Consider the following 5305-nt stretch of genomic DNA (forward strand, 5'->3'; position numbering starts at 1 on the left):
AGTGCGAGGCAAAAATCTTTTGGTACAGATTTTCCTCGGTCATCCCATCATGGCTTTCAAAGTCGTGGGCTGTGGCTATCCCGTACCAGATCCGCCGCGTCGTCGGATCTGCCGCCAGGTCTTGGCTGAATTTGGGGAATTTTGTTGCCATAAAGCGCTCTAAATTGTGCTTGGGTCTAATTGCAGTTAATCGACTTGGGACTATTTTATTAAAGTCCACAATAGCGATTCTGGTTACAGATTTCAAGACATAATTTGTTGCGAAATTTTAAGCAGGTGATTTTTTAAGGTCGATGATAGAGAGCAATTGATGCTTCAGCATCCCGCAGTTGCGATCGCCACACTTGATAACCCTGGGCATTCAGATGTAATCCATCAGTGGTTAATTCCGAGCGGAAATTACCTTGAGCGTCGATAAACTGGGAGTAGACATCTAGATACTGGGCTCCCTCTTCTTGGGCGATCGCCTCAATGCGACGATTGAGGTGACGAATGCGAGCATTGGAAATTTCTATTAACTGAGTTGGTAAAATTGATTGCACTACCACCTGAGCATCGGGATGTTGCTGCCGTAAGCGACGCATAATCTGGCGAAAATTCCCCAGAATAGTCGCATCGGTTTCCCCACACCGTAAATCATTAATCCCCGCCATCAGATAGATCGTATCCGGTCGGGTAGGTAAAAGCGCCGACAATCGATTTAAAATCCCCGTGGTGGTATCGCCGGAAATCCCCTGATTCAACCACAAGCGATTCCGAGACAGTTGTTCATGGGGAAACCACAGAGTAATCGAGTCACCTAATAACACCGATAAGCGATTAGAACCTTGTCCAAAGGCGATCGCCCTCGCTTCATTTGCCAAAAGGCTTTTCCACTGTTCATAAGTCGGTTGTTCAGTGGCATTCGCCCAAGATGACCAAAAACTTTCCCCAGATAAACGAGTATATATTTGCCCGGTTTTCAGGGCAGCCAATCTTTGATGATAGAGTTGTGGCCCGGAAACCGGCATCGGGCGCGTTGTGGGTACATAACTCATCGTAAATGATGAATACCGAAGATGGGTCTGCGGCTGAGAAGGCACCGTTGGTGTAGAGGGTGGAGGTGGTAATGGCAAATATTTTTCTATCCCAGCCAAAGGGGGTAGTTCTGGGGGTGAATCATTGAGCAACCAGTGATTAGACCAGCTATCTGTGGATCCGGGCAACAACGAACTCAATTCAGGAGGACTAATATCTCTACTGGAAATCTGATTAGTGGTTCCATCGATGGCAACATCGTCAGCCTTGTATAGTTCTGATGCACTCTCTGACTCGATTTGGGGTGTTGCCGGTTCAGAAGGTAGTTTGGCTAATAGGTCTGCAATCAGCAAAAATGGCACAGTCATAGGAATCACTCCATCTCACAGATGCTTACCTTTCACCAGCACAGTTGCCCAATTTCAGGATATTTACTAATGAATCGTTAATCTGGATCGCTTTTTCCCATCCAGGAGCTTCATAAAAATTAACATTCCTAGCATCAGCAGAACATTGCAGCGATTTCCAGAAGCGAGAGTATATGCCATGACAGCATCAAGAAGGCGATCGCATACCCACACAGTCCCATACACTGTCCACAACTGTTTACTAATCCTTGCTTTATGGGTCGTTGCGGCCAGTCTGATTAAACTAATTTGCCCAAAAACCTGAATAAAATTCACAAATCGTTACAAAATGACCGTATCCTTGACCAATTTAATGAAGTTTTTTAAAGCTGAGAACTAATTTTGTAACGACGCAACCTATCGATGATTAGAATATGTGCTTAAGGTCTTTTTAGGATTTTCAGATAGAGAGGAAAAATAAATATGGCCAATTCCAGAGACATAGAGATGATTAAACCCTACGGTGGAGATCCATTTGTGGGCAATCTCTCAACTCCGATTAGCGATTCTGCTTTTACCCGCGCTTTCATCGGTAATCTGCCTGCCTACCGCAAGGGACTATCTCCTTTACTGCGGGGACTGGAAATTGGCATGGCTCATGGTTATTTTATCATTGGCCCTTGGGTTATCTTGGGTCCATTACGGGATTCAGATTATGCCAATCTCGGTGGATTAATTTCGGGGATCACTTTGATTCTTATTGCCACTGTCTGTCTGAGCATCCACGGACTGGTTACTTTCCAAGGACAATCATCTGAAGGAGCAGATCCTTTACAAACTGGTGAAGGCTGGAGTCAGTTAGCTGGTGGCTTCTTTGTTGGTGGTATGGGTGGAGCTTTTGTAGCCTACTTCCTACTGGAAAACTTTGCCGTTGTAGACGGTATCATGCGAGGTTTGTTTAATTAATCGGGTAATTAATCGGGTATTTTCACCGGAAAAATTACTCGCATTGCTCGCAGTACAAGATCGAAGTATCCAAATTTGGGTATGCCGATTACTAATCTGTTGGTGACATCAGTTTTGTAGAACTACAACCTTAGATAGGAGAATTCAAAATGACCGGCGATTATGCAGCTTCATTCCTTCCTTGGATTATGATTCCCTTAACCTGCTGGGTGATGCCTCTAGTAGTCATGGGACTCTTATTTATTGAAATCGAAAAAGAGGCTTAATTCTAGTCTCATCTTCTTCGTTTTCTTCGCTCTCATACCATTAAGCAAAAAATCCCCTGCCTAGAGGCAGGGGATTTTTAATTGACCAATTAATAGCATTTTTAATTAACAAGGCCACATTATGCCCCCAATGCTTGCGCCCAAATTAATCTCATAATTTTAGCAATAATTGTTGAATTTTGTGTAACCAATTAATTGACCATTTACAGGGCTTTTCTGTTGTGGTTGATACAATGCTGAGGGGGCTGCTTGCGCCTCTAAATACATGACCGCCTCTACATAGATATAGCCATCAAAAAAAGATAAAAAAATCAGTAGGATGACCAAAATTTTATTTGGCTTACAGCAATTTTCTCCGCAAATAAACCACAAATATCTGTAGGGGCGAAACATTCCGGCATTTGATGCTTATAAAGATGGTAGGGGCGAATGGCCATTCGCCCCTACCTGCCTTCTTTGCCCGCTGGTGGTTTAGTAAGAAAGAAAACCGCTGCTATACTTATTTGGCTACTTATTTGGCCTAATACTAAATCCGGTTTAATTTATCTCTAAAAAAAAATCCCCCGCCCGGAGGCAGGGGATTTTTTTAGTTATGTTTGCTTAACTAGCAACGAGAAGCGTTGATCAACCGAACTTGCCTGCGGTAGAAGCAATCAAGAAGGCGGCATAGGTGAGGACATAACCCACGGTGAAGTGAGCCAGACCGACCAAGCGAGCTTGAACAATGCTCAGAGCCACCGGCTTGTCTTTCCAGCGAACCAAGTTGGCTAACGGAGTGCGCTCGTGGGCCCAGACCAGAGTTTCAATCAACTCTTGCCAGTAACCGCGCCAGCTAATCAGGAACATGAAACCCGTTGCCCAGACCAGGTGTCCGAATAAGAACATCCAAGCCCACACGGACAGGTTGTTCGTCCCGTAGGGGTTGTATCCGTTGATTAACTGGGAAGAGTTTAACCACAGATAATCCCGGAACCATCCCATTAAATAGGTGGAGGATTCGTTGAACTGGGCCACGTTTCCTTGCCACAAGGCTAGGTGCTTCCAGTGCCAGTAGAAGGTCAACCACCCTAGGGTGTTGAGCATCCAGAACATAGCCAGGTAGAAGGAATCCCAGGCGGAGATGTCGCAAGTACCGCCACGACCGGGGCCGTCGCAAGGGAAGCTGTATCCGAAGTCTTTCTTATCCGGCATCAGCTTGGATCCCCGTGCATCCAGGGCACCTTTGACCAAAATCAAGGTGGTGGTGTGCAGACCCAGGGCGATCGCATGGTGGACCAAGAAATCTCCCGGTCCAATGGTTAAGAACAGAGAATTGGTTCCCGCATTAATTGCATCCAACCAACCGGGCAGCCACACATCGCCGTAATTTGGCCATGCGGTAGCGGCGAGGCTATCTGGGTTGGACAGCAGCACATCAAAACCGTAGAGGGCTTTGCCGTGAGCCGCTTGAATCCATTGTGCAAACACTGGTTCAATCAGGATTTGCTTTTCTGGGGTGCCAAAGGCTACCACCACGTCGTTGTGAACGTACAGTCCCAGGGTATGGAAACCCAAGAACAGCGACACCCAGGATAAGTGCGAAATTAAGGCTTCTTTGTGTTCGAGCATCCGGGCCAACACATTGTTTTTGTTGGCTTCCGGGTCATAGTCCCGCACTAAGAAGATTGCTCCGTGAGCAAATGCTCCCACCATCAAGAATCCTGCGATGTATTGGTGGTGAGTGTACAGCGCCGCTTGGGTGGTGTAGTCCTGCGCCAAGAACGCATAAGGCGGCAGGGAGTACATATGCTGTGCCACCAAGGAGGTAATCACACCTAAGCAAGCCAGGGCCAGACCCAATTGGAAATGCAGGGAATTGTTTACCGTGTCATACATTCCCTTATGGCCATCACCCAGTTTCCCGGATGGGGGCTTGTGCGCTTCCAGGATTTCTTTAATGCTGTGACCGATGCCGAAGTTGGTGCGGTACATATGGCCGGCGATGATGAATAACACCGCGATCGCCAAATGGTGGTGCGCCATATCCGTCAACCACAACGACTGGGTTTGGGGATGAAATCCGCCCACGAAGGTTAAGATCGCTTCTCCCGCTCCGGTTGCCGTGCCAAATAAATGGCCTGCGGTGTCTGGGTTTTGTGCGTACACGCCCCAGTTGCCGGTAAAGAATGGCGCTAACCCCGCTGGGTGTGGCTTCACGCTCAGGAAGTTATCCCAGCCCACATGGACTCCCCGTGATTCGGGAATCGCCACGTGAACTAAGTGTCCTGTCCATGCCAAGGAACTCACCCCGAATAGTCCTGCCAGGTGGTGGTTCAGCCGCGATTCTGCGTTTTTAAACCACGATAAGGACGGACGGAATTTCGGTTGCAAGTGCAGCCAGCCTGCAAACAGCATCAGTGATGCCAGGATTAGCAGGAAGATCGCTCCTTGGTACAGATCCCCATTTGTCCGCATCCCGATGGTGTACCACCAGTGGTACACCCCGGAATAGGCGATGTTTACTGGTGATGATGCTCCCGCTTGGGTGAACGCATCCACTGCCGGTTGACCGAATTGCGGATCCCAAATCGCGTGGGCGATCGGTTTGACATTCAGTGGATCTTTGACCCACTGTGGGAAATTTCCTTGCCAAGCGACATGGAACAGGTTGCCCGATGTCCACAGAAATATGATTGCCAAGTGGCCAAAGTGCGAGGCAAAAATCTTTTG

8 protein-coding genes are annotated in these 5305 nt (G+C 47.5%); 3 read left to right on the forward strand and 5 right to left on the reverse strand.

Going from position 1 to position 5305, the window contains the following annotated elements:
- The 3 genes from AM228_RS37105 to AM228_RS28350 form a co-directional block, all read right to left on the reverse strand.
- Nucleotides 1-151, reverse strand: a 151-nt coding sequence (locus tag AM228_RS37105; protein WP_156332120.1) for a hypothetical protein, incomplete at its 3' end; no start/stop codon positions are given.
- A gap of 133 nt (nt 152-284) precedes the next feature.
- Nucleotides 285-1385, reverse strand: a complete 1101-nt coding sequence (locus tag AM228_RS28345) for an SGNH/GDSL hydrolase family protein (RefSeq protein WP_054470358.1) — start codon at nt 1383-1385, stop codon at nt 285-287.
- 66 nt (nt 1386-1451) lie between these two features.
- The gene (locus tag AM228_RS28350) at nt 1452-1700 is read right to left on the reverse strand and encodes a hypothetical protein (RefSeq protein ID WP_054470360.1); all 249 of its coding nucleotides are present in this window, start codon (nt 1698-1700) and stop codon (nt 1452-1454) included.
- 147 nt (nt 1701-1847) lie between these two features.
- Here AM228_RS28350 and AM228_RS28355 point away from each other — a divergent pair, with 147 nt between their 5' ends.
- Nucleotides 1848-2330, forward strand: a complete 483-nt coding sequence (locus AM228_RS28355) for a photosystem I reaction center protein subunit XI (RefSeq protein WP_054470362.1) — start codon at nt 1848-1850, stop codon at nt 2328-2330.
- 149 nt (nt 2331-2479) lie between these two features.
- Nucleotides 2480-2596, forward strand: a complete 117-nt coding sequence (locus AM228_RS28360) for a photosystem I reaction center subunit VIII (RefSeq protein ID WP_054470364.1) — start codon at nt 2480-2482, stop codon at nt 2594-2596.
- Between the two features lie 311 nt (nt 2597-2907).
- On the opposite strand, the gene AM228_RS36525 is transcribed toward AM228_RS28360, so the two are convergent.
- The gene (locus tag AM228_RS36525) at nt 2908-3033 is read right to left on the reverse strand and encodes a hypothetical protein (RefSeq protein ID WP_255353286.1); all 126 of its coding nucleotides are present in this window, start codon (nt 3031-3033) and stop codon (nt 2908-2910) included.
- On the opposite strand from AM228_RS36525, the gene AM228_RS36530 reads away from it, so the two are divergent.
- A complete protein-coding gene (locus AM228_RS36530; RefSeq protein ID WP_255353287.1) occupies nt 3026-3148 on the forward strand; it encodes a hypothetical protein in 123 nt (40 codons plus the stop codon). The genes AM228_RS36525 and AM228_RS36530 overlap by 8 nt on opposite strands.
- 72 nt (nt 3149-3220) lie before the next feature.
- Here AM228_RS36530 and psaB read toward each other — a convergent pair.
- Nucleotides 3221-5305: photosystem I core protein PsaB (gene psaB, locus AM228_RS28370; RefSeq protein ID WP_054470369.1), on the reverse strand; the 2085-nt coding region annotated here is incomplete at its 5' end.

Source organism: Planktothricoides sp. SR001 (genome assembly GCF_001276715.1).
Taxonomy (GTDB): domain Bacteria; phylum Cyanobacteriota; class Cyanobacteriia; order Cyanobacteriales; family Laspinemataceae; genus Planktothricoides; species Planktothricoides raciborskii.

Bases quoted from the DNA above. Each gene is read 5' to 3' on its own strand.
- AM228_RS28355 (WP_054470362.1), top strand. From the start codon at position 1,848: ATGGCCAATTCCAGAGACATAGAGATGATTAAACCCTACGGTGGAGAT.
- AM228_RS28345 (WP_054470358.1), bottom strand. From the start codon at position 1,385: ATGACTGTGCCATTTTTGCTGATTGCAGACCTATTAGCCAAACTACCT.
- AM228_RS28360 (WP_054470364.1), top strand. From the start codon at position 2,480: ATGACCGGCGATTATGCAGCTTCATTCCTTCCTTGGATTATGATTCCC.
- AM228_RS36530 (WP_255353287.1), top strand. From the start codon at position 3,026: ATGGCCATTCGCCCCTACCTGCCTTCTTTGCCCGCTGGTGGTTTAGTA.
- AM228_RS36525 (WP_255353286.1), bottom strand. From the start codon at position 3,033: ATGGCCATTCGCCCCTACCATCTTTATAAGCATCAAATGCCGGAATGT.